General features: G+C 47.2%; 2 protein-coding genes. Both read right to left on the minus strand.

Annotation, left to right across the window (positions count from 1 at the left end; translation table 11 throughout):
* Nucleotides 1-486, minus strand: a 486-nt coding sequence (locus tag R7Z50_RS25730; RefSeq protein ID WP_318149506.1) for a GNAT family protein, incomplete at its 3' end; no start/stop codon positions are given.
* A 5-nt stretch (nt 487-491) separates the two neighbouring features.
* Nucleotides 492-898: GNAT family N-acetyltransferase (locus R7Z50_RS25735; protein WP_318149507.1), on the minus strand; the 407-nt coding region annotated here is incomplete at its 5' end.

Consider the following 898-nt stretch of genomic DNA (forward strand, 5'->3'; position numbering starts at 1 on the left):
ACCAGCACGCTCAGCAATATTGATGCTGGCAATGTTGTCTTCCATACAGTGGAATTGGATGAATTGCGCGTGCCCTTTCTGCTTCAAAAAAGGAATCAACACCGCGAGTACTTGGTCGATCACTCGGTGTCCTCGCCCATTGTTCGCCAACCAATAGCCAATCTCAGTGACGTGTGTGTGCGAATCCACACCCTTGATACCAATAACGCCCGTAAACTGCTCATCAAAATAAATCGCGCACCAGTGGGCATCTAATGCTTTGCTGTTCACGCGCTGAGAAATGTAGTTCACTGCTTCTCTGCGGTTGGTCACAAAGTCCGTCCAAGGTAAATAGCCAGATAGGCTGTTTCGATACGTGTTCACCACTTCCAGTAAAACCGTCGCATGCTTGGTGGTTAGAGGCTCAATTGAGACCCTTTCTGAGACGGAAAAGCGCGCTTGCGAGCCATTCCCTTGATAGTCGTGTGGATACATCGAATCTCCCATTCACATCATCCTTTAGCAAAGCGCTGCAATGCATCTCCCGCCAGTCGATAGATCTTCCATTCATCTTGAGGCTCTGCACCGATTGACTGATAGAAATCAATCGCGGGTTGGTTCCAATCCAATACAGCCCATTCAAAACGGCCACAACCACGATCAACGGCAATATTCGCCAAATGCTTTAACAACGCTTTCCCAGCACCAACATTTCGGTACTCAGAAGAAACATATAGATCTTCCAAGTAGAGTCCGTTCTTTCCAAGCCATGTTGAGTAGTTAAAAAAGTAGACGGCGAATCCTATCGGTTCTTCGTTCACATAACAAATCACTGCGTGTGTCGTCGAATCTTCGCCGAAAATCGCTCGATCAACGTCTTCGACGCTGGCTTTAACTTCATGTTCTAAATGCTCGTAAC

Source organism: Vibrio sp. 1249-1, assembly GCF_033340495.1.